Source organism: Allobrachymonas sp., assembly GCF_041912815.1.
GTDB lineage: Bacteria > Pseudomonadota > Gammaproteobacteria > Burkholderiales > Burkholderiaceae_C > Brachymonas.
The window spans coordinates 227,336-248,898 of the sequence record NZ_JAYRLV010000002.1 but is presented as its reverse complement, the minus strand read 5'-3'; the positions used below and the strand labels follow the sequence as shown (position 1 = coordinate 248,898).

The window sequence follows — 21,563 nt, the reverse complement described above, 5'->3', positions numbered from 1 at the left end:
CATGTCTGGAAACGTTGAGCACGCGGCCACCCAGGGGCCGACCGCGGGTGAGTACATCACCCATCACCTGCAGCATCTGCAGCTGAATTTCCATCTCGAGCCGGTCAAGCAGGCCAAGTTGGTCGACTTCAGCCTGTTCAATGCGGATTCCATCTTCTGGGGAGTCCTGCTCGGGGCGCTGGCCTGCTTCATGCTGTGGCGCGGTGCGCGCAAGGCCACTTCCGGTGTGCCGGGGCGCTTCCAGGCTGCCGTCGAAATCCTCGCTGAAATGGTCGATAACCAGGCCAAGAGCGTGATCCACAATCCCCAGAGCCGCAAGGTCATCTCTCCCCTGGCCCTGATCGTGTTCGTGTGGATCTTCTTCATGAACGCCATGGACATGCTGCCCGTGGATCTGCTGCCGCGCATCTGGACCGGCATCTATGCCTCCGCAGGTGGCGAGGCGCACCATGCCTACATGCGCGTCGTGCCGACTGCCGATCTGTCCACCACGCTGGGACTGTCCACGAGCGTGCTGCTGGTCTGCCTCTTCTACAACATCAAGATCAAGGGACTCGGTGGCTGGGCCCATGAGCTCATCGCTGCTCCCTTCGGAGACCACTGGGCGCTGTACCCCGTGAACTTCCTGATGCAGGTCATCGAATATGTCGCCAAGACCGTGTCCCACGGCATGCGACTCTTCGGCAACATGTTTGCCGGTGAACTCGTGTTCATGCTGATCGCCCTCATGGGCGGCGCCTGGGCCGTGACGGGAACCGGGATCGGTCTGGCCATTGGCCATCTGATCGCAGGCACCGTCTGGACGTTGTTCCACATCCTGGTGATCACGCTGCAGGCATTCATCTTCATGATGCTGACGCTGATCTACACCGGTCAGGCACACGACGCACACTGATTTTCCTTTTCAACCTTTTCACTTTTCCACCAACCTTTAGGAGCATTTCATGGAAAACATTCTCGGCCTCGTCGCACTGGCTTGTGGTCTGATCGTCGGTCTGGGCGCTATCGGCGCATCGATCGGTATTGCACTCATGGGCGGCAAGTTCCTGGAGTCCTCTGCACGTCAGCCTGAGCTGATCAACGAACTGCAGACCAAGATGTTCATTCTGGCCGGTCTGATCGACGCGGCCTTCCTGATCGGTGTTGCCATCGCCCTGCTGTTCGCCTTCGCCAACCCCTTCGTGCTGAAGTAATTCTGTTCACCTTTCATGACCGAAAGGGGATGACATGAATATCAATGCAACCTTGATCCTGCAAGGCCTGGTCTTCGCGATTCTTGTGTGGTTCACCATGACCTATGTGTGGCCTCCGATCGCAAAGGCTCTGGACGAGCGGGCCCAGAAAGTAGCCGAAGGGCTGGCAGCGGCCGACAAGGCCCGGTCCGAGCTCTCGGCCATGAACAAGAAGGTGGAGCAGGAGCTCGCCAGCTCCCGCAATGATGCTGCCACGCGCATGGCTGACGCCGAGCGCCGTGCACAGGGCATCATCGAGGAAGCCAAGGCCAAGGCCAACGAGGAAGGCAACCGCATCATCGCCGCTGCACAGGCCGAGGCCCAGCAGCAGGTGATCAAGGCACGTGATGCCCTGCGCGATGAGGTCGCCACGCTTGCCATGAAGGGCGCCGAGCAGATTCTCCGTCGCGAGATCGATGCCAGCGCACATGCCGAGCTGCTCAACCGCCTCAAGGCAGAGCTGTAATAAGGGACGACCATGGCAGAACTTGCAACCATTGCCCGTCCCTATGCACAGGCGCTGTACGAAGCCAGCCAAGGCAACCTGGCGGGCACGTCCCAATGGCTCCGGCAGCTTGCCGCCGTGGCCGGCAATGCCGAACTCGAACAGCTGGTGGGCAATCCCAAGATTGACGACAGCCAGCTGTTTGATCTGATTGCAGGTCTGCTGCCGGCTCCCCTGCCCCAGGCGGGTGTCAATTTTCTGCGTACCGTGCTGCAAAACGGCCGCCTTCAGGCGCTGCCCGAGATGGCACTCCAGTTCGAGTCCCTCAAGAACTCGGCTGATGGTGCTGCCGATGCCGTGATCTACAGCGCCTTCCCGCTCGAAGGCGCCGATCTGGCCGATCTGCAGGCGCGACTCGAGAAACACTTCCACACGCGTCTGCAGGTGAAAGTGGTCCTCGACAGCAGCCTCATCGGCGGCGTGCGCGTGGTGGTGGGCGACGAGGTGCTCGACACCTCCGTCAAGGCTCGTATCGAACAAATGAAACAGGCGCTGACTGCGTGAGCAGCAGGGTCTGAGTCTATATAGGAAAGAAGGAAAGAGTCATGCAGCTCAATCCCGCAGAGATTTCTGAGAACATCAAGAGCCGCATCGAAGGCCTCGTAGGCAAGGCCGATGTGCGCAATGAAGGCACCGTGATCTCGGTGGCCGACGGCATCTGCCGCATCTACGGTCTGTCCGATGTGATGCAGGGCGAAATGCTGGAATTCCCCGCAACCGCCGACGGTACTCCTACCTTCGGTCTGGCGCTGAACCTGGAGCGCGACTCCGTCGGTGCCGTGGTGCTGGGCGAGTACGAACACATTTCCGAAGGCGATACGGTCAAGTGCACCGGACGCATTCTGGAAGTGCCGGTCGGCCCCGAACTGATCGGGCGCGTGGTGGATGCGCTGGGTCAGCCGATCGACGGCAAGGGCCCCATCAACGCCAAGATGACCGATGTGATCGAGAAGGTTGCTCCGGGCGTGATCGCACGTCAGTCCGTGGATCAGCCGGTGCAGACCGGCCTGAAGTCCATCGACTCCATGGTGCCGATCGGCCGCGGTCAGCGCGAGCTGATCATTGGTGACCGTCAGACCGGCAAGACCGCCGTGGCCATCGACGCGATCATCAACCAGAAGGGTCAGAACATGACCTGTATCTACGTTGCCATCGGTCAGAAGGCATCGTCGATCAAGAACATCGTGCGTGCTCTCGAAGCCGCAGGCGCCATGGACTACACCATCGTCGTGGCTGCCACCGCGTCCGAGTCGGCCGCCATGCAGTACGTGTCTGCCTATGCAGGCTGCACCATGGGCGAATACTTCCGCGACCGTGGCCAGGACGCCCTGATCGTCTATGACGATCTGTCCAAGCAGGCCGTGGCCTACCGCCAGGTTTCCCTGCTGCTGCGTCGTCCGCCGGGACGTGAAGCCTACCCTGGCGACGTGTTCTATCTGCACAGCCGTCTGCTGGAGCGTGCTGCCCGCGTGAATGCCCACTACGTCGAGGAATTCACCAAGGGTGAAGTCAAGGGCCAGACTGGTTCCCTGACCGCACTGCCCATCATCGAAACGCAGGCAGGTGACGTGTCCGCCTTCGTGCCGACCAACGTGATTTCCATCACCGATGGCCAGATCTTCCTGGAAACCAGCCTGTTCAACGCCGGTATCCGTCCTGCCATCAATGCCGGTATCTCCGTGTCCCGCGTCGGTGGTGCAGCCCAGACCAAGCTCATCAAGGGCCTGTCCGGCGGTATCCGTACCGATCTGGCTCAGTACCGTGAGCTGGCAGCCTTTGCACAGTTCGCTTCCGATCTGGACGAAGCCACGCGCAAGCAGCTCGACCGCGGTGCCCGCGTGACCGAACTGCTCAAGCAGGCCCAGTACAGCCCGCTGTCCATCAGCCTGATGGCTGCCACCTTGTTTGCTGTGAACAAGGGCTTCCTGGACGACATCGAAGTCAAGCGCGTGCTTGATTTCGAATCCGGCCTGCATGCCTATCTGAAGGACAAGCACGCCGCACTGCTCGGACAGCTCGAAACCAGCAAGGCATTCGACAAGGAAGGCAAGGCCGAGAAGGAGCTGGCTGACGCCATCGCTGCCTTCAAGAAGTCCTTCGCTTGATCACGGGAGAGCAACGTGGCAGCAGGTAAGGAAATTCGCGGCAAGATCAAATCGGTGGAAAACACCAAGAAGATCACCAAAGCCATGGAAATGGTCGCCGCCTCCAAGATGCGCAAGGCACAGGATCGCATGTTCGCGGCTCGGCCCTACAGCGAGAAGGTCCGCGATATTGCTGCCAACCTTGGCAGGGCCAATCCCGAGTATGTTCATCCCTTCATGAAGGAACATGAGGATGCGAAGGATGTGGGCCTGATCGTGGTGACCACGGACAAGGGCCTGTGCGGTGGCATGAACACCAACGTGCTGCGTTGGGTCACCCACAAGATCCAGGAGCTCCAGACCAAGGGCAAGCATGTGCGCGCGGTCGCCATCGGCAACAAGGGTCTCGGTTTTCTGAACCGGGCCGGAGCGACGGTGGTGGCCAACAGCATCCAGCTGGGGGACACCCCCCACCTCGAGAAGATCATCGGCCCCGTGAAGGTGCTTCTCGATGCCTACGCCAAGGGTGAGCTGAGCGGGGTGTACATCAGCTACACCCAGTTCCACAACACCATGAAGCAGGAAGCTGTGGTGGAGGCACTGTTGCCCCTGTCCAAGGCCAAGATGGAGGAAGAATCCATCGCCAGCGGCAAGGCCCATTCCTGGGACTACATCTATGAACCCGATGCCCAGTCGGTAATCGATGACCTGCTGGTGCGCTATGTGGAAGCCCTCGTCTACCAGGCCGTGGCTGAGAACATGGCGTCCGAGCAGTCTGCGCGCATGGTGGCCATGAAGGCCGCTTCCGACAATGCCGGCAACGTGATCAACGAGCTCAAGCTGGTCTACAACAAGACCCGCCAGGCTGCCATCACGACGGAGCTCTCGGAAATCGTGGCCGGCGCCGCCGCAGTGTAAATATTCAAATCATTGGAGCAAAAAATGGCTCAGGAAAACCTGGTAGAAGGCAAGATCGTGCAGTGTATCGGCGCCGTGGTGGACGTCGAATTCTCGCGCGGTCACCTGCCGAAAATTTTTGATGCCCTCAAGATGGAGGGTTCTCCGCTGACGCTGGAAGTCCAGCAGCAGCTGGGTGACGGCGTGGTGCGTACCATTGCCCTCGGTTCTTCCGATGGTCTGCGTCGCGGCATGACGGTGTATGACACGCAGGCTCCCATCACCGTGCCGGTGGGTCCTGCGACCCTCGGCCGCATCATGGACGTGCTGGGCAATCCGATCGACGAGCGCGGTCCCGTGGATCAGGCGCAGATGGCCTCGATCCACCGCAAGGCTCCGGCCTACGACGAACTGAGCCCCTCGCGCGAACTGCTCGAAACCGGCATCAAGGTGATCGACCTGGTCTGCCCGTTCGCCAAGGGCGGCAAGGTGGGTCTGTTCGGTGGTGCTGGCGTGGGCAAGACCGTGAACATGATGGAACTCATCAACAACATCGCCAAGGGCCACGGGGGCCTGTCGGTGTTCGCTGGTGTGGGCGAGCGTACCCGCGAAGGCAACGACTTCTATCACGAAATGTCGGACGCCGGCGTGGTCAAGCAGGACAACCTGTCCGAATCCAAGGTGGCCATGGTGTATGGCCAGATGAACGAGCCTCCGGGCAACCGTCTGCGCGTCGCCCTGACCGGTCTGACCATGGCCGAGTCCTTCCGTGACGAAGGCAAGGATGTGCTGTTCTTCGTGGACAACATCTACCGCTACACGCTGGCCGGTACCGAAGTGTCCGCTCTGCTGGGCCGCATGCCTTCCGCCGTGGGCTACCAGCCGACGCTGGCCGAGGAAATGGGCCGTCTGCAAGAGCGGATCACGTCGACCAAGGTCGGTTCCATCACGTCCATCCAGGCCGTCTACGTGCCTGCGGATGACTTGACCGACCCGTCTCCTGCCACGACCTTCGCCCACTTGGACTCCACCGTGGTGCTGAGCCGCGACATCGCGGCTCTGGGTATCTATCCGGCCGTCGATCCGCTCGATTCCACCAGCCGCCAGCTCGATCCGCAGGTGGTGGGTGAAGAGCACTATGGCGTGGCCCGTGCGGTGCAGGGAACGCTGCAGCGCTACAAGGAACTGCGTGACATCATCGCGATTCTGGGCATGGACGAACTGGCTCCTGAAGACAAGCTCACCGTGGCACGTGCACGGAAGATGCAGCGTTTCCTGTCGCAGCCGTTCCATGTGGCCGAAGTGTTCACGGGCTCTCCGGGCAAGTATGTGCCCCTGTCCGAAACGATCCGCGGCTTCAAGATGATCGTCAGCGGCGAGTGCGACCATCTGCCCGAACAGGCCTTCTACATGGTCGGTACCATCGACGAAGCCATCGAAAAAGCCAAGAAGCTGGGCTGAAAAGGGGACGCTGAATGAATACCCTGCACGTCAATGTCGTCAGCGCGGAGGAGTCGATCTTCTCGGGTCGGGCACGCTTTGTGGCACTCCCCGGCGAGAGCGGCGAGCTGGGCATTCTGCCCGGCCACACGCCGCTGATCACGCGCATCAAGCCGGGGTCGGTTCGCATCCAGAAGGAAGATGGCAACGAGGAATTCGTCTTCGTGGCCGGTGGCATTCTGGAAGTGCAGCCCAACGGCGTGACGGTTCTGTCCGACACGGCCATCCGTGGCAAGGATCTGGACGAGGAGAAGGCCAATCGGGCGCGTCAGGCGGCCGAGGAAGCCCTCAAGAACGCCAAGACCGACTTCGATGTGGCGACTGCACAGGCTGAACTGGCTGTCATGGCAGCACAGCTCGCTGCGCTGCGCCGCTTCCGCCAGAAGCACTGAGCACCTCCTCGCGTCCCTGCCTTTGGGCAGGATGCCGGGGGAGCCAGAGGCTCCCAGGTCCACACCTCCTTCGGGACGTGTGGACTTTTTTTTGAGGCATCGGTATCAACCCGCTGCCTCCAGGGCTGCGCATGGCGATGTACTTCGGGAGGGCGATGGCCTCCTGGTTGTGCTTATGCTGCAGGATGCATCAGGAGGTGCGTGTTCCGTTTCTCTGTGGTCAAGGGAGTGGGCTCGCTACACTAGAACCAGAAAAAGGTCATGCCCGTTGTGGGCATCCTCTGTATGAGGCAAGCGTCTGTGTGCTCCGGGCGAGGAAGTCGGAGATGGATGCGGAGCCTCCTTTTCCGATCACAAAGGAGAATCATGGAATTGCTGACTGCGGCCTGGTGGTCGTCGCTGATGGCCATTGTGCTGATCGATCTGCTGCTGGCGGGGGACAACGCCATCATGGTGGCGCTGGCTGCGCGTTCCCTGCCGCGCCACCTGCAGGGCAAGGCCATTGTGTGGGGGACTGTCGGTGCTGTAGTGGTGCGCACGCTGATGACCATCGGGGTGGTTTGGCTTTTGCGCATTCCGGGGCTGATGCTGATCGGCGGACTGGGTCTGGTCGTGATCGCCTATCGGCTGCTGGCGGATGTGGGGCACGGCGAGGAGGCCGGACCTTCGGCCACTACGTTCTGGGGGGCGCTGCGGACCATCATCGTGGCCGATGCCCTGATGGGGATCGACAATGTGCTGGGGGTGGCAGGCGCAGCGCATGGGCGCGTGGATCTGGTGGTGGCGGGGCTGCTCATCAGCGTGCCCATCATGGTGTTCGGCAGCAGCCTGGTGCTGAAGGTGGTGGACCGGTTCCCCATCATCACCTATCTGGGTGCAGGGGTGCTGGGCGTGACAGCCGGCAAGATGATCGTGAGCGAGCCGTGGGGGCTGAAAGCCTTCTTTGCGCAGCGTCCCGTGGCGTACTGGGGCGTGGTAGTCGCTGTGACGCTGCTGATTCTGGTGGCGGGGCACCTGGCGCATCGGCGCAATCGTCGGGCAGCCATCGAGGAGCTCAATGCCCGCCTGGGAGAAGCGGAAGCACCGGCGGTCTCGGAACCTTCGGAGCACTGAGTCTTCTCGGCCAGAGCCTGCTGCTGCAGACAGGCACCGCACCAAGGCCCTGCGGCAGATGCAGATCAGCGGTCGTTCTGTGCGCGTGCTGAAGCCTGCTGTGCCAAGGGGGGTGGGGGCACGATGGATTGTTCGAGTTCGGCCATGCGCTGTGTTTCCTGACTCAGCAGGACAGGCAGCATGCCCTTGATGGCCTGCATGAGCAGCTGGGGACCTTCTGTGATCATGGCTTCTGCAGAGGCATGGCCGGGGCTGTGTCCGGTCTGCTGGGCAGAAAGGGCCGACAGCAGCAGACGGAGATAGCTGCGAACCACCAGCCGGAGTTCGCGGCTGATGGTGGCCTGAATCTCGAGTGCCTGCTCCAGGTGGATGCCCAGCTCGACCATGCGGTCAGCCACGGCCTCCACCTCGGGATTGTCGCGTTCGATGGTGCCGCCCGGAAGGATGCGCTGCAGGCCGCTCCTGTGCATGAGCTCGATCATGGCAGGGGTGAGGTTTTCCTGCCATTTGTCCTCGAAACTTTCCACCGAGATGCGCTGTGGTTCGGAGTCGGGCGGCAGGTGGCGCGTGAGGGTGCGTGCGAGGTTGCCGAGACGCAGCCAGGGCGTAAGACCGCTCTGGTCGCCGGATTCGGTGAAGACGGCCTTGATGCGTTCCAGGCTGATGCCCTGTCCCCGCAGGGTGCGGATGACCTGAAGCTGCATGAGATGTTCGTCACCGTACAGACCAAGGCGTCCCTTGAGGGTGGGCGGGGACAGGAGTCCCGCGCTGTTGTAGGCGCGGACATTGCGCACGGTCATGCCGACCTGTGAGGCGAGCTCCTCGATGGTCATGGTGTGGGCCTGTTCCGGGAGAGGCGTCCGGGAAGCGGTGTGGCTGGACGTGTCCGGTGTCGGGGCGATCAGGGGCTGTGCCGGCGAGGAAGCCTGGCGCGCATCCCTGCGGGGCGGGAGGGGGTGTCTGTCTCGTGTGCGCATGATCCGGCGAAGAGCGGAGAATCTGGTGCGTCAATTATGTCGCGCGGCTGTCGGAAAGAGTGTTCCAGAGAAACCCTGCATTGCTCCAATTAGGCGCACATGCTTCAAAAGGGAGCGTATGCCGGCGTGTCTGTGGGCGGAGCATGCGCCTTGAACCCGACAGGCGGCTTACTTGAGCCACCCGCGTCGCCGGAAGTACCACATGGGCAGCAGCGCACTGGCAATCATGAGGACGATGGCCCAGGCATAGCCGAATTTCCATTCCAGCTCGGGCATGAACTTGAAGTTCATGCCGTAGAGACTGGCCACCAGCGTGGGAGGAAGCAGGGCCACGCTCGCAACCGAGAACAGCTTGATGATCTTGTTCTGGTTGATGTTGATGAAGCCGACGGTGGCGTCCATGAGGAAGTTGATCTTGTCGAACAGGAACGTGGTGTGGCTGTCGAGCGAGTCGATGTCGCGCATGATCTGGCGGGCTTCCTCGAACTGCTCGGCCGTGAGCATGCGGCTGCGCATCATGAAGCTCACGGCACGGCGGGTGTCGGTGGCGTTGCGGCGGATGCGGCCGTTCATGTCTTCCTGGCGGGCGATGGTGCCAAGCACTTCGCCGGCGACATCGTCGGTGACGTCGCCCTTGAGGACCTGATCGCTGGCCTTTTCGAGCGCGAGGTGGATTTCTTCGAGCGTGTCGGCGCTGTATTCGACATCGGCATCGAAGAGCTTGAGCAGCAGCTCCTTGGCATCGGTGATGAGCCCGGGCATGCGGCGGGCCCGCATGCGGATCAGCCGGAAGGCAGGCACCGTGTCGTCGTGGATGGAGAACAGGATGTTGAAGCTGCGCAGCTCGGGATTGTTCTGATTGAGGATGAAGGCCACGCGCTCGGTGCTGGGGTCGTCGAAGTCAGCCACCAGGAAGTCGGAGCGGATGTGCAGTTCGCCGTTGTCTTCCTCGTAGAAGCGGGCGGATTCCTCGATGTCCTCGTCCATCGCATCTTCGGGGATGGAGAGGCCGTAGTGCTGCTTGATCCAGCGCTTTTCTTCCATGGTCGGGTCTTCGAGGTCGACCCAGATGGGCTTGAAGCGGGTGAGCTCTTCGAGCGACTCGATTTCTTCCTGGAACAGGCGGCCGTTGGCCAGCGTGAAAATGTTCAGCATGGGGTCGTTTCATCCACGGTTCGGAGTCGCACCTCGGAAGGCGCGACTGGCAGGGCACGGAGGGGCGGGGGTGGCTTCCGTCGCGTGCGGCCAGTCCGGGAGAAGGACCGTCGTCAGTCGCGCGGAAGCCAGCAACTCGGGCTGGGTTCCATGAGGGGAGGGCAAATGCCGTTGAGGGAATGCACGGAATTATCGCACTGCAATATGCACCATGGCAGTGCGGAGTGGTGGTGCGAAACCTGCTGGGTGGTCGAATGGGGCATGGGGCCTTCTGCCTGTTGCGACGCGGCGACTGAGGGGGCCGAAGTGAGGTCAGCGGGCAGAACGTGGCAGCGTGATGGTGCGGAAGGTGAGGTTGATGCGCGGCTCCCGGATGCCTGTCATGGGAGGCAGGGCGTGCTGCCAGTGGCGCTGCAGGGTACCCGCCATGACGATGAGCTGTCCGTGATGCAGCAGCAGTTCGCATGTGTGCGGCATGCTGCGATGGCGGAAGCGGAATCGCCGGGTGGCTCCGAGGCTCAGGGAGGCGATGCAGGGCAGGGGGCCGAGTTCCGGTTCATCGTCGCTGTGCCAGCCCATGCCTTCGCGGCCGTCGTGGTAGAGGTTGAGCAGGCAGGAGTTGAAGGTGGAGCCGGTCAGAAGACTCACCTCGTCCCGCAGATGCTGCAGCGTCGGGGTCCAGGGGGCTGCGGCGTGTGGGCGTCCGGAATAGCGGTAGACCATGCCGGGATCGCCGTGCCAGGCAATTTCGCGGCGGGTGACGACGGTGCGGCCATGCATGCGCAGGGTGTCATGCTCCCATGCTGCTTCAGCCTGCAGGGCCTGGAAGGCGGCGTCGGCTTCGCGGGCCGTGAGCATGGTGCCCAGATCATGCAGCACGCCATCCCGGGGGATCAGATTGATGGGGGGCAGGCCCGGAGTGGAGAACAGGTCGTCGGGCATGGCAGACCGGAGATGCGGGGGCGAGTCACATGGTGGCGGACGCCGCCGGTTGTGCGGGAGCTCCGTGGGCGGGAGCAGGGGCTGCTGCGGCGCCCAGCAGGGCTTCGGGCCGTCCGTCCGGGTAGACCTGGTAGACGGTCTCGAACATGGCCGGGACGATGGGATCCTGCACGCAGTTGCCCTGGAGATGGAACTTCATGAGAACCTTCTGCTCGTCGGGCAGGGGGGCACGTCCCATGGCGGCCGAGAAGCTGTCGAGTACCTCATGGTGGCCGGTGGCCATGAGGTAGTCCCAGCGGTTGCATTGGCCATAGGTCTTGTGGTTGCCGGGGCCCATGCCGCTTGGGAACATGTGAGAGTTGAGTTCGGCCAGGCGTTCCAGAATGACCGCATTCGAGGCGCCTTCGTGGTGCCACTGCACGATCAGGGAGAAGGGCTCGACGACATGGGTGCCAAAATCCTCTCGGTTCTCGATGTGCAGCTCCAGGCGGGGCATGGGAGCATCGTCGGCGCGGGCGATGCACAGGAGGTATTCGTTGAGCCATGCATGGGCTTCACCCAGCTCGCGTGCATGGGCATAGGCATCGGCGGTGGAGAAGTCACCCGGAGGGCGCCACTGGTCGGGTTCCTGCAGGGCATGGCCCAGCTCGTGGGCGAGCGTCGCGTAGGTGGAGTGGATGCAGTCGGCGGGGTCTTCAGGGCGGTAGATGGTGATCTGGTCCGGAGCGCCGCTGGCTGCAGAAAAACCGTCGCGGAGGGTGACCACGCGTCCTCCCTGCCGATAGAACAGGCTGACCTGTTCCCACATGCAGGAAGTGCTCTCCACGGCCATGCAGTCGGCTTCGGAGAAACCGGCCTCTTCCAGGTCGCTCAGGATGCGGTGGCGCAGCAGATGGTCAGCGATCCAGCCGGAGAGCGAGCGCATGGACGTGCCCTTCGGGGAGTCAGCCCAGCCGGGCCACGTCGGGGGTATCGACGTGCACATCGCCGCACTGGGCGCGCTGCCGCAGGGCGTGTTCCATGAGTACCAGCGCCAGCAGCGCTTCGGCGATGGGGGTGGCACGAATGCCCACGCAGGGATCGTGCCGGCCCTTGGTCTGCACCACAGTGGCGTCTCCGGCCAGGGTGATGGAGTTGCGGGGCGTCATGATCGAGCTGGTGGGCTTGATGGCCAGGGACACGTCGATGTCCTGCCCGCTGCTGATGCCGCCCAGGATGCCGCCTGCATGGTTGCTGGCAAAGCCGTGGGGCGTGGGGGAGTCGCCGTGGACGCTGCCGCGCTGGGCGACGCTGGCGAAGCCGTCGCCGATCTCCACGCCCTTGACGGCATTGAGTCCCATCATGGCCTTGGCAATGTCGGCATCGAGCCGGTCATACAGCGGCTCGCCCCATCCGACCGGGACATGGCTGGCCACCACCCGCAGGCGGGCTCCGCAGCTGTCGCCGGCCTTGCGCAGGCTGTCCATGTAGGACTCCAGTGCGCTCACGTCGGCACAGGGAGCAAAGAAGGCGTTGTGCGCCACGTGGTCCCAGCTCTCGAAGGGGATGGGAATCTCGCCCACCTGCGTCATGCAGCCTCGGATGACGACGCCATGGTGCTCGGCCAGCCACTTGCGCGCCACGGCCCCTGCGGCCACCGTGGGGGCCGTGAGTCGGGCCGAGGAGCGTCCGCCACCGCGTGGATCCCGGATGCCGTACTTGTGCCAGTAGGTGTAGTCGGCATGACCGGGGCGGAAGGTCTGGAGAATGTCGCCATAGTCCTTGCTGCGCTGGTCGGTGTTGCGGATCAGCAGGCAGATCGGTGTGCCGGTGGTGCGTCCCTCGTAGATGCCCGAGAGGATTTCGACCTGATCGGCCTCGTTGCGCTGGGTGACATGGCGGCTGGTGCCAGGGCGTCGTCGATCCAGGTCGGGCTGGATGTCGTCCGTGGACAGAGCCATGCCGGGCGGGCAGCCGTCGATGACGCAGCCGATGGCCGGGCCGTGGGATTCACCGAAGTTGGTGACAGCGAAAAGGGTGCCTAGGGTATTGCCACTCATCCTGCGATTATCGGGGATAAGTTATGCTGGCCGCTCGCCAGAGTCGAGTCCCTGCCTGCATCTGCATTTCCATCATGACCGAAGTCGTACTTGCCTATCTCCACCTGATCGCCATCCTGACCATGACCGTCTTCCTGAGCGCCGAAGTGGCGCTGTGCCGTCCGGCCTGGATGAATGCTGCCGTGGTGCAGCGGCTCGCGCGCGTGGATCTGATCTACATGGGCTCTGCGCTGACGGTGCTGGCCACGGGACTGGCACGGTTTGCCCTGGGGGCCAAGGGCTGGGAATGGTATGTGCACAACCCGCTCTTTCACGTCAAGGTCACGCTTTTCGTGGTGATGCTGGTGCTGTCGGTGCGTCCTTCCATCACTCTGGCACGCTGGCGCCGCACGCAGGCCGGCACCGGAGTGCTGCCGCCTGCGCCCGAAGTGGATGCCACACGCCGGCGCATGTTCTGGACGGCGCATCTGATGCTGGTGCTGCCCCTGCTGGGTGTGCTGCTCGCACGAGGCTACTGAAGGGGCGAGTGAGGGGGCCGCCGGTGCGTGATGGGCCGATCGGGGTTTGCCCGCAGGCGGCTGGTAAAAAAGTGCAGCGCGCTTGAACTTCGGCCTTTTGCGGTGGCATAGTAGAAGCAACGAACATGTTCGATGCGTGCGGTGGGTTGTGACGACGACCTCCGCCATCCGGATGCACCGCAGTGCGGTTTCCGGTCGTTGCCATTCCTGCCATGCCTACAGGAGGATCCATGAATCTCAATATCAGCGGACGCCATCTCGAAGTCACTCCCGCCCTGCGCGACTACGTGTCCACCAAGCTGGAGCGTATCCTGCGCCATTTCGACCAGGTGGTCGATGTGCGGGTGACCCTGTCGATCCTCAACGAAAAGGAAAAGGAACGCCGTCAGCATGCCGAGTGCAACATGCTGGTCAAGGGCGATGAGCTCCATGTCGAAAGCAGCCAGCACGACATGTATGCCGCCATCGATGACCTCATGGACAAGCTCGACCGCCAGGTGGGCCGATACAAGGAAAAACTGCAGGATTACCAGGCCCAGGCGCAGAAGCGCATGGAACACGTCTGATCGGATGCATGGACTGATGCCCTGCACATAGAGGAGTGAGGCTGCGCGCCTTACCCCCTGATTGCGCAGGGACTCTTTCTCCGGGCAACCGCCGTGGTGGCGGTTGCCTTTTTTATGGGCATGGTGGCATCATGGACACCCTGAATGCCTCGGGAGCCTGCATTCTGCGGGGCGCCCCGGCGCATGAAAGGCCTGCAGCAAGGGCTGCAGATGGGCAATAACCCTGTTGCAGGGTCGGAATGCCGGACAGGGAAATGTCAGGCGTTCGTTTTCAAAATGGAAGCCGCCGCCGGGATGGGGTACGCGATCACGGCTCCGCTGGAGGCATGTACGGGTTTTTCCGTAGGGCATGGCACACATTTGTGCATAATGCAGACGGTATTTTTTGGCTGTTTCTATGAATCGTCTAGCTTCCATCCTTCCGGCTGAGCAGGTGGTCGTCCATGTGGACGCCAGCAGCAAAAAGCGTGCATTTGAAGAAGTCGGCCTCCTGTTCGAGGAACTGCATCACCTCAATCGGGCCCTCATCACCGACAGTCTCTTTGCACGAGAGCGCCTGGGATCGACCAGCCTGGGGCACGGAGTGGCGATTCCGCATGGCCGCATCAAGGGGCTCAAGGCGCCGTTGGCCGCCCTGTTCCAGCTCGAACACCCGATCGGCTTCGATGCGCCCGACGATCAGCCTGTGAGCCTGCTGATCTTTCTGCTTGTGCCGGAGGCGGCCACGCAGAAGCATCTGGAAATTCTTTCCGAAATTGCCGAGATGCTCAGCGATGGCGAGCTGCGCGAACGCATGATGCACGCAGAGGATGCCGGCATGCTGCATCAGCTCGTGGCCGACTGGCAGTCGGTGCAGGCCGCCTGACGCGCAAGCGGCGGGGCCTTCGCCCCCTGCCAAGTGGTGAGAGGCGGGTTGCTGCATTACCATCGGAGCACCTTTTCCCGATGATTGCCCGCCAGCCATGAAACATACCGCCATCAGCGCCGACGTACTGTTCGAGGATTTCCGCTCCACACTGGGCTGGCACTGGCTTGCCGGGCTGGGAGCTTCCGAGCGCCGCTTCGAGGAGGTGGCCGTGAGCGAGGCCTCCTCGGGGGCGGATCTGGTCGGGTATCTCAACTACATCCATCCCTACCGGGTGCAGGTGCTGGGCGCGCGGGAAATCAGCTACATCACCACGTCCTCGCGCGAGGATGTGGCGCGGCGCATTGCCCGCATCGTGACGCTGGAGCCGCCGGTGCTGATCGTGGCCGATGCGCAGACGCCGCCCGACGCACTGCTGCAGATGTGCGAGCGCGCCCAGATTCCGCTCTTTGCCACCGAGGAGCGCGCCGCGTATGTGATCGACCTGCTGCGCACCTACCTGTCCAAGCACTTTGCCAACCGGGACACCATGCATGGGGTGTTCATGGACATTCTGGGGCTGGGGGTGCTCATCACGGGAGAGTCCGGCCTGGGCAAGAGCGAACTGGGGCTGGAGCTGATTTCGCGCGGCAACGGACTGGTGGCCGATGATGCAGTCGATTTTTTCCGGGTCAACCAGACCACCATCGAGGGCCGCTGTCCCGAGCTGCTGCAGAACCTGATGGAGGTGCGGGGCATAGGTCTGCTCGACATCAAGCAGATCTTTGGCGAGATTGCCGTGCGCAGGCGCATGCGGCTGCGGCTCATCGTGCATCTGGTGCGCAAGGAAACCATGGAGCGCGACTACGAGCGCATGCCCACGGCACCCATCTACCAGGCGGTGCTGGGGGTGCCGATCCGCAAGGCCATCATCCAGGTGGTGGTGGGGCGCAACATTGCCGTGCTGGTGGAGGCGGCCGTGCGCAACATGATTCTGGAGCTCCGTGGCATCAACACCTACGAGGAGTTCGCAGCCCGGCAGCGTGCGGCCATCGAGAACGGTGGCGAAGACTGAACCGGGGAGAGGCGGATGCCAGCCCGGCTGGCGGTGGGTTTCTGTCAGGCGCTGCCGATGCGCTGATACAGCCCGCCCGGCAGTCGGCCGACCCGGCCATCGAGTTCGAGCGTGAGCAGTTCGGCCTGCAGTGCGGCCGTGTCCAGTCCGGTGCGGGCCAGCAGGGCGTCGAGATTCACCGGGTCATGCCCCATGGCTTCCAGCACGGGGTGGCCGGGAGCCGGGGCGGGACTGGCGGGTGCATTGGTGGCGGCAGCGGCAGGCAGCGGGGAGCGGGCCAGCAGGGGGCGCAGCTCTTCGAGCACATCCTCGGCATGTTCCACCAGCTTGGCTCCCTGCCGGATGAGGGCATGGCAGCCACGCGACTGGGGCGAGTGAATGGAGCCGGGGATGGCGAACACTTCCTTGCCCTGTTCGCTGGCGAGGCGTGCGGTGATCAGCGAACCTGACTGCAGGGCGGCTTCGACCACGAGCACGCCATGGCTCAGGCCGGCAATGAGGCGGTTGCGCCGGGGGAAGTGGTGCGTGAGGGGAGGGGCGCCAAGCGGGTACTCGCTCAGCAGCAGACCGTGCCGTGCGATGCGGTGTGCCAGGTCGCGGTGCTGGCGCGGGTAGACCCGGTCCAGTCCGGTGCCCACGACGGCGATCGTGGCCAGGGGGCGCTGCGGGGCAGAGGCGGCTTCCGTGGCGCCCTGGAGAGCGCCTTCGTGCGCGGCACCATCGATGCCGAGTGCGAGTCCCGATACCACGGTCCAGCCCATCTGGGCAAAGCAGCGGGCGAACTGGCGGGCATTGTCGGCTCCCTGGGGCGTGGGGTTGCGGCTGCCCACCATGGCGATGCCGCACAGCTCCGGAAGGGCGTCGATCTGCCCCAGGGCATAGAGCAGCACCGGAGGATCGGCCATCTGCAGCAGGCTGGCCGGGTAGTGGGAATGGCCCAGGGGAATGACCCGGCGTGGCACCTCGGGGGTGGCATCCTGCAGCCATTGCCAGGTGCGTGCGATCTGTGCGTCGACCTCTTCGGAGGAGGAGCGCAGGGCGTCGGCCTGTCGCGCCGAGACGATCTGTTCGAGCGCCAGACGGGACTGGGACAGGATCTGGGCAGGGAGCCCGAAGGCCGCGAGCAGCCGCCGTGCCGCATCCGGCCCGATGCCCGGTGCCAGGGTCAGGCGCAGCCATGCGCAGAGGTCATCGTGGGTCAGAGTGTCCATGGAAGAGGCAGCCGTCGGAGAGTCTGGACATGAAAAGGCCGCCCTGGGGGCGGCCTGTGGCGAAAGCCGGGCTCAGGAGCGCGGCTCGGGGCTGTCGGTGGCGGGTTCTTCGGCGGGGGCGAGAGGGTTCTCGGCCCGGTCGCCGATCTTCACCGGGTCGCGGATTTCGATCACCAGCGCGTAGGACGCGCGCTCGAACGGACGGAACACGTAGAGCAGGCCGTTGCGCTCGTCCGGGAGCTTGATGTCCTGATGGCGGTCTTCGGTCTTGTCCACGGTGCGGCGGCCCGAGCTGATGATGGCCAGCACGTCGCCTCGCGTGATGCCGTCCTGTGTGCCCTTGTTGATCGTGACGATCTGGTTCTGGCCCACGTTCTGCACGGCCAGGCCGTACACCGAGGCGATCAGGGCATGCACTTCGACGAAAGGCGCGTGCGGATTGTGGGTGAGGAGTTCGCGTTCGGGTTCGGGCAGCAGGCGGTCGCCGACGCGGACTTCTTCCTTTGCGCTCACGATGTCGAGCGATGCGGGCACGGGAACGCCGGCTGCCCCGCCATCGGCCGAGGTGCTGACGCTCTCGCCCTGCACGAGCAGGGCGCGGCCGACGTAGTGGGCCTCGTAGCCCAGGATTTCCTTGGTGGCGGGGTCCTTGATGGGAACGGCCTCGCGGAAGATGCGGTACATGTTGGCTTCATCGCTGCCGCGGTCTTCGAGGGGGTGGCCGTCGGGGCCGCGCGCATAGGCCCGGTCTCCCTTGCTCATGAGTTCGCGGTTTTCCTGCGGGGCGACGATGCGCGGGGCGTTGCGGAGCGTGTCTTCCTGCAGGATCAGCGGTTCCGACAGGAAGGGCTCGATGAGCTGCGGCGGCACGGTGGGGATGGCCGTGTCTCCCAGCGACTCGACCCGCACCTGCGGAGAGAGGCGACCATTGCTGCTGCCGCGGCTGAGCATGCGCCCGGTGCGCAGACGGGCGCGACCGTTGACGATTTCCAGCCAGAGGAGCTGGCCCGGATAGATGAGGTTGGGGTTGCGGATCTGGGCCAGATTCATGCCCCACAGCTCGGGCCAGCGCCATGCATGCCGGAGGAACTTGCCCGAGATGTCCCACAGCGTATCCCCGCGCTTGACGACGTATTCGGAGGGGGCATGGGGCGCCAGTTCGCTGATGGGAACTCCGCGCGCGGCAGTGGCCCGGGCCATCCGGCGCTGGTCGGGGGTGACGGGATAGGTGCGGGCCCAAGCCAGATGCCCGGCGCCGGCCGCCGCTCCCAGGCCGGCCACGGCGACCATCTTGCGCAGCATGGTGCGACGCGTTTGCCAGGAAGGGGAAGTGCTCATGATGTGCAGCCGATGGTTTGTAGGAGAAAAGACAACAAGCCTCCAAAGCATATCTCACAATACTTGCATCGGGTAACAGGGCCGGCGGATTGGCGGGTTCTGCCGGGACCTGCGCGTGCATTTGTTCTCTTCGCGCCACGACTTTGCCAAAACGGGGAAAATACGGGCATGGCCCCACCTGGGGCATGTGGTGGTGGCTGTCTCTGTCAGTTGCTGCCAGAGAGGCTACGCGCCTGCACCGTTGGCTGCCGTCTGCTGCAGCGCGACGGGTGTTTTCTTTTCAGTTTCTGCATTTTCATTCATGGCCAAGCTCCCCATTCTCGTCTATCCGGATTCCCGCCTGCACACGGTCGCCAAGCCGGTCACGGCGTTCGACGAACGCCTGCACCGCGTGATCGACGACATGTTCGAGACCATGTACGACGCCCGCGGGGTGGGCCTGGCGGCGACCCAGGTCGACCATCACGAGCAGCTTGTGGTGATCGATGTGTCCGAGGAGCGCAACCAGCCGCTCGTGGTCATCAACCCCGAAGTGGTCTGGATGAGCGAGGAGCGCCTCAAGGGCGAGGAAGGCTGCCTGTCCGTGCCGGGGGTGTACGACGGGGTCGAGCGGGCTGCGCAGGTGCATGTCAAGGCGCTGGACCGGCACGGCCAGAGCCGCGTGATCGAGGCCGAGGGTCTGCTGGCGGTGTGTCTGCAGCACGAGATGGATCACCTCAGGGGCAAGGTCTTCGTGGAATACCTCAGTCCACTCAAGCGCACCCGCATCAAGAGCAAGATGGTCAAGGCCCAGCGCGAGCTGGCCCGCGAACAGGCGCATGTGGCCACCGAGGCCCGCTGAGCGGCGCATCGACACGACAAGGAATCCCAAGATGAAGGTGGTGTTTGCCGGCACGCCGGAATTTGCCCAGGTGGCGCTCGATGCCATTCTGCAGGCCGGGCACGCCGTGCCTCTGGTGCTGACCCAGCCCGATCGGCCGGCCGGCCGTGGCATGAAGCTGCAGGCCTCGCCCGTCAAGCGCACCGCGCTGGCCCATGGCATTGAAGTCCTCCAGCCCCGCAGCCTGCGCCTCGATGGCCGCTGGCCCGACGAAGCGGCTGCGGCGCGGGATGCGCTGCAGGCGGTTCAGCCCGATGTGATGGTGGTGGCGGCCTATGGGCTCATCCTGCCGCAGTGGGTGCTCGACCTGCCGCGGCTGGGCTGCCTCAACATCCATGCCAGCCTGCTGCCGCGCTGGCGCGGCGCGGCGCCCATTCACCGTGCCATCGAGGCCGGGGATGCGGAGACGGGCATCACCCTCATGCAGATGGATGCGGGCCTGGATACCGGCGACATGCTGCGTGTGGCGCGCGTGCCGATTGCGGACGATGACACGACGGCCAGTCTCCACGACCGGCTGGCTGTGCTGGGGGGGCAGGAGATCGTTGCCCTGCTGGAGCAGCTGGCCCGGGGCGAGGCTCCTGCACGAGTGCCCCAGCCGGAGGCCGGCGTGACCTATGCGCACAAGATCGAGAAAAGCGAGGCTCCGGTCGACTGGCAGCTGCCGGCTGCTGCCCTTGGGCGCCGGGTGCGGGCGTTCTGTCCCTTTCCAGGCGCGTCGACCACGGTGCCGCTGGGGCATGGGCATGCAGAGGAAATCGTCAAGATATGGGGAGCCGAGCGCTCTGCAGTGCCGGTGCCGGCCGGTGTGCAGTGCGGCCAGGTGCTGACCATCGATGCCCAGGGCATCCATGTGGCGTGCGGCGGGCAGGAGCCCCGCAGTGCCCTGTGCCTGACGCAGCTGCAGCGTGCCGGAGGCAAGCGGCTCCCGGTGGCGGACTGGCTGCGGGGGGTGGCCCTGCCGGTGGGCACGCTGCTGGGTGGCCATCGGGAATCGGCGCCGGCCCAGCCCGCCGGGCGGAGCTGACTGCATCATGTCGGCCTCTGTGCCCTGCGTGGACCATGCCCGCGAGGCGATTCCCGCGCCGATTCCCGCGCGGGACTGGCAGCTCGAACCCGTGGTGCTTTCGCCTGCCATGTGGCGGCAGGCCGCCTTTCGGCAGGGCGCACGCGACTATCTGCCCGTGTGGCTCGGCATTGCCGCCTGGGGGCTGATGACCGGGGTGGCCATGACCAATTCGGGGCTGAGTCTCGTCGAGGGCGTGCTCATGACGCTGCTCGTGTTTGCGGGCACGGCACAGCTCGCGGCCCTGCCACTCATTGCAGCCGGTGCACCGGTGTGGGTGGTGCTGGCGGCGGCCTTCTGCGTCAATCTGCGCTTTGTGGTGTTCAGCGCCCATCTGCGCGACTACGCCATCCATCTGCCGTTTCGGGAGCGCATGTTGTTTGGCTACCTGTCGGGCGATGTGAACTATGTGCTCTTCGTGCAGCGCTACCCCCATGCCGTGTCCGACCCGGCCGGGCGTGGCGAGCGGGTGGCCTGGTACATGGGAAGCACGGTGAGCAACTATGTCAACTGGTGCGTGTCCTGCCTGACGGGTGTGCTGGCCGCGCAGTTCTTTCCGCTGTCGTGGGGGCTGGGATTTGCGGGCACGCTCGCTGTGCTGGGGGTGGCCTGCGCCATGCTCGACAGCCGCATGCGGGTGCTCGCAGCCGTGCTGGCTGCCGGCGTGGCGGTGCTCACGGCTGCGCTGCCGCTGCGGCTCAATCTGGTGGCCGGCATTCTGGTGGCGGTGGCTCTGTGCGTGGCGCTCGAATACACCGTGCTGCGGCAGGCCACCGAGGAGCGCGAAGCCCGCGAGGCCGCCCTGGAGCACCAGCCATGACCGCTGCGCACCTGCTGCCCGTGCCCGGCCAGACCGACTGGCTCACGCTCGTCATCATTCTGGGCATGACGGTGATCACCGTGGTGTCGCGCAGCCTGTTCTTTCTCTCGTCGCGGCCTCTGCACCTGCCCCTGTGGTTCCGGCGGGGCCTGCGCTATGCGCCGGTGGCAGCGCTGGCCGCGGTGCTGGGCCCGGAGATTCTGCTGACCCACGGGCACTTCACGGTCTGGAACGATGCACGCATCTTTGGTGCCCTGGCGGGGGTGGCATGGTATCTGCACCGGCACAGCGTCATGGGCACCATCGTGGCCGGCATGGCCGTGTACCTGCCCCTGCATCTGGCACTGGGCTGGTAAGGGAGGCAAGAGGAAGCCGGCAGCCCGGCAGCCGGAGTGGGCAGGGAGGCTGC

At 64.1% G+C, this 21,563-nt stretch carries 24 protein-coding genes; 17 read left to right on the top strand and 7 right to left on the bottom strand.

What is annotated here, in order from left to right:
* Position 1 precedes the first annotated feature (1 nt).
* From atpB to ACE3P9_RS03585, 9 genes are all read left to right on the top strand, one after another.
* Positions 2–895: a F0F1 ATP synthase subunit A gene (atpB, locus tag ACE3P9_RS03625; protein ID WP_374491886.1), complete on the top strand. Its 894-nt coding sequence runs from the start codon at positions 2–4 to the stop codon at positions 893–895.
* A 49-nt stretch (positions 896–944) separates the two neighbouring features.
* Positions 945–1,193: a F0F1 ATP synthase subunit C gene (gene atpE, locus ACE3P9_RS03620; RefSeq protein WP_042429601.1), complete on the top strand. Its 249-nt coding sequence runs from the start codon at positions 945–947 to the stop codon at positions 1,191–1,193.
* A gap of 34 nt (positions 1,194–1,227) precedes the next feature.
* Positions 1,228–1,698, top strand: a complete 471-nt coding sequence (locus ACE3P9_RS03615) for a F0F1 ATP synthase subunit B (RefSeq protein WP_374491885.1) — start codon at positions 1,228–1,230, stop codon at positions 1,696–1,698.
* 12 nt (positions 1,699–1,710) lie between these two features.
* Positions 1,711–2,241: a F0F1 ATP synthase subunit delta gene (locus tag ACE3P9_RS03610; RefSeq protein ID WP_374491884.1), complete on the top strand. Its 531-nt coding sequence runs from the start codon at positions 1,711–1,713 to the stop codon at positions 2,239–2,241.
* A 41-nt stretch (positions 2,242–2,282) separates the two neighbouring features.
* Entirely contained in the window at positions 2,283–3,842 is a 1,560-nt protein-coding gene (gene atpA, locus ACE3P9_RS03605; protein ID WP_374491883.1) for a F0F1 ATP synthase subunit alpha, read from the top strand.
* A gap of 15 nt (positions 3,843–3,857) precedes the next feature.
* Complete coding sequence (gene atpG, locus ACE3P9_RS03600) at positions 3,858–4,739, top strand: F0F1 ATP synthase subunit gamma (protein ID WP_374491882.1); 882 nt, start codon at positions 3,858–3,860, stop codon at positions 4,737–4,739.
* Positions 4,740–4,763: 24 nt separating this feature from the next.
* On the top strand, positions 4,764–6,179 hold the full coding sequence (atpD, locus tag ACE3P9_RS03595; RefSeq protein WP_374491881.1) for a F0F1 ATP synthase subunit beta: 1,416 nt from the start codon (positions 4,764–4,766) through the stop codon (positions 6,177–6,179).
* 14 nt (positions 6,180–6,193) lie between these two features.
* Positions 6,194–6,610, top strand: coding sequence for a F0F1 ATP synthase subunit epsilon (locus ACE3P9_RS03590; protein WP_374491880.1), 417 nt, complete (start codon positions 6,194–6,196; stop codon positions 6,608–6,610).
* Between the two features lie 366 nt (positions 6,611–6,976).
* Entirely contained in the window at positions 6,977–7,723 is a 747-nt protein-coding gene (locus ACE3P9_RS03585) for a TerC family protein (RefSeq protein WP_374491879.1), read from the top strand.
* A gap of 65 nt (positions 7,724–7,788) precedes the next feature.
* Here the strand turns inward: ACE3P9_RS03585 and ACE3P9_RS03580 are convergent, their stop codons facing one another.
* From ACE3P9_RS03580 to aroC, 5 genes are all read right to left on the bottom strand, one after another.
* Positions 7,789–8,556, bottom strand: coding sequence for a MerR family transcriptional regulator (locus ACE3P9_RS03580; RefSeq protein WP_374491878.1), 768 nt, complete (start codon positions 8,554–8,556; stop codon positions 7,789–7,791).
* Between the two features lie 312 nt (positions 8,557–8,868).
* A complete protein-coding gene (corA, locus tag ACE3P9_RS03575; RefSeq protein ID WP_374491876.1) occupies positions 8,869–9,855 on the bottom strand; it encodes a magnesium/cobalt transporter CorA in 987 nt (328 codons plus the stop codon).
* Positions 9,856–10,167: 312 nt separating this feature from the next.
* Complete coding sequence (locus ACE3P9_RS03570; protein WP_374491874.1) at positions 10,168–10,797, bottom strand: alpha-ketoglutarate-dependent dioxygenase AlkB; 630 nt, start codon at positions 10,795–10,797, stop codon at positions 10,168–10,170.
* A gap of 25 nt (positions 10,798–10,822) precedes the next feature.
* A complete protein-coding gene (locus tag ACE3P9_RS03565) occupies positions 10,823–11,722 on the bottom strand; it encodes a hypothetical protein (RefSeq protein WP_374491873.1) in 900 nt (299 codons plus the stop codon).
* A 19-nt stretch (positions 11,723–11,741) separates the two neighbouring features.
* Positions 11,742–12,836 (bottom strand): chorismate synthase, encoded by a 1,095-nt coding sequence (gene aroC / locus ACE3P9_RS03560; protein WP_374491872.1) that lies wholly within the window; start codon positions 12,834–12,836, stop codon positions 11,742–11,744.
* Positions 12,837–12,907: 71 nt separating this feature from the next.
* Between aroC and ACE3P9_RS03555 the strand changes: the two genes are divergently transcribed.
* From ACE3P9_RS03555 to hprK, 4 genes are all read left to right on the top strand, one after another.
* The gene (locus ACE3P9_RS03555; protein WP_374491945.1) at positions 12,908–13,354 is read left to right on the top strand and encodes a DUF2214 family protein; all 447 of its coding nucleotides are present in this window, start codon (positions 12,908–12,910) and stop codon (positions 13,352–13,354) included.
* Positions 13,355–13,584: 230 nt separating this feature from the next.
* Complete coding sequence (gene hpf / locus ACE3P9_RS03550) at positions 13,585–13,920, top strand: ribosome hibernation-promoting factor, HPF/YfiA family (protein ID WP_374491871.1); 336 nt, start codon at positions 13,585–13,587, stop codon at positions 13,918–13,920.
* Positions 13,921–14,317: 397 nt separating this feature from the next.
* The gene (locus ACE3P9_RS03545; RefSeq protein WP_374491870.1) at positions 14,318–14,785 is read left to right on the top strand and encodes a PTS sugar transporter subunit IIA; all 468 of its coding nucleotides are present in this window, start codon (positions 14,318–14,320) and stop codon (positions 14,783–14,785) included.
* A gap of 97 nt (positions 14,786–14,882) precedes the next feature.
* On the top strand, positions 14,883–15,839 hold the full coding sequence (gene hprK / locus ACE3P9_RS03540) for an HPr(Ser) kinase/phosphatase (protein ID WP_374491869.1): 957 nt from the start codon (positions 14,883–14,885) through the stop codon (positions 15,837–15,839).
* A 44-nt stretch (positions 15,840–15,883) separates the two neighbouring features.
* On the opposite strand, the gene dprA is transcribed toward hprK, so the two are convergent.
* Both dprA and ACE3P9_RS03530 read right to left on the bottom strand, forming a co-directional pair.
* Positions 15,884–17,041: a DNA-processing protein DprA gene (dprA, locus tag ACE3P9_RS03535; RefSeq protein WP_374491944.1), complete on the bottom strand. Its 1,158-nt coding sequence runs from the start codon at positions 17,039–17,041 to the stop codon at positions 15,884–15,886.
* Between the two features lie 81 nt (positions 17,042–17,122).
* Positions 17,123–18,388, bottom strand: a complete 1,266-nt coding sequence (locus ACE3P9_RS03530) for a LysM peptidoglycan-binding domain-containing protein (protein ID WP_374491868.1) — start codon at positions 18,386–18,388, stop codon at positions 17,123–17,125.
* Between the two features lie 301 nt (positions 18,389–18,689).
* Between ACE3P9_RS03530 and def the strand changes: the two genes are divergently transcribed.
* From def to ACE3P9_RS03510, 4 genes are all read left to right on the top strand, one after another.
* Positions 18,690–19,229: a peptide deformylase gene (gene def, locus ACE3P9_RS03525; RefSeq protein ID WP_374491867.1), complete on the top strand. Its 540-nt coding sequence runs from the start codon at positions 18,690–18,692 to the stop codon at positions 19,227–19,229.
* A gap of 31 nt (positions 19,230–19,260) precedes the next feature.
* Positions 19,261–20,295, top strand: coding sequence for a methionyl-tRNA formyltransferase (gene fmt / locus ACE3P9_RS03520; protein WP_374491865.1), 1,035 nt, complete (start codon positions 19,261–19,263; stop codon positions 20,293–20,295).
* A gap of 91 nt (positions 20,296–20,386) precedes the next feature.
* Positions 20,387–21,154: an AzlC family ABC transporter permease gene (locus tag ACE3P9_RS03515; RefSeq protein WP_374491943.1), complete on the top strand. Its 768-nt coding sequence runs from the start codon at positions 20,387–20,389 to the stop codon at positions 21,152–21,154.
* Complete coding sequence (locus tag ACE3P9_RS03510) at positions 21,151–21,510, top strand: AzlD domain-containing protein (RefSeq protein ID WP_374491864.1); 360 nt, start codon at positions 21,151–21,153, stop codon at positions 21,508–21,510. Before ACE3P9_RS03515 ends, ACE3P9_RS03510 begins: the two co-directional genes overlap by 4 nt.
* Positions 21,511–21,563: the final 53 nt, after the last annotated feature.